The organism is Bacteroides sp. RTP31139st1_H2_RTP31139_211217 (assembly GCF_040227615.1).
Lineage (GTDB): Bacteria > Bacteroidota > Bacteroidia > Bacteroidales > Bacteroidaceae > Bacteroides > Bacteroides uniformis.
Genome location: NZ_JBCNZM010000362.1, coordinates 1 through 673, shown reverse-complemented (window position 1 = coordinate 673; position 673 = coordinate 1). Strand labels below are relative to the sequence as shown.

General features: G+C 53.3%; 1 protein-coding gene and 1 pseudogene. Both read left to right on the top strand.

The genetic code is table 11. The annotated features are described in order from the left end of the window. Positions 1-205, top strand: a pseudogene (locus ABUA47_RS24955) (hypothetical protein); the annotation flags it as partial. Positions 206-227: 22 nt separating this feature from the next. Further along, the coding region (locus ABUA47_RS24950) for a DUF1566 domain-containing protein (protein ID WP_349832317.1) at positions 228-673 on the top strand (446 nt) is incomplete at its 3' end.

The window sequence follows — 673 nt, the reverse complement described above, 5'->3', positions numbered from 1 at the left end:
CCACTATGGCAGTCTGCGTATCGGAGCTTCAGCCGGAAGCGACACGAATAAATTCCTCGGCGGCCTGCACCTCGGTTATGAACACAACTATGTGCTACGGGCCGGATGGACACTGTATTGGCAAGTGAAAAGCGATGTGATGATAAAAGGTGCGGACGTGCTGCGTGCAGGTGTCGTGCTGGGTGTGAAACTACCTATGAAATAGGGAAACAAAAAAAGAAAGCAATATGATACGAAAGATACATTTGGTGGCAGCGGCAACGGCTGCCGTGCTGTGCGCTGCCTGTGACACGCACATAGACGTACCCGATACAGCGGTCCGTCCAGGACATATCCTCTGCGAGGACGGAACGGCCTTGCCTTATGCACAATATGAACAATCGGGGAAAAAAGCGATAGCGGTTGTCTTCGATACCGGAAAACGCGGAGATACGGAGGGGGGCGGTTATGCAGTTTACCTGTGGGACATTGCTCCACAGGCATTCGCCGACAGCCTCGGCATCGCACAAGGCACATCGTCCGACATCATGGCTTATGATGGCAACGAGAATACATTCGCACTGTACGATACACGAGAAACGGCTTCGCCAATGGCAGAAGCGGTTTTCGACCTATGGCGGTACGGACAAAGTGCCTATGTACCGTCCGTGGCAGAGATGCGGCTGCTCTACAC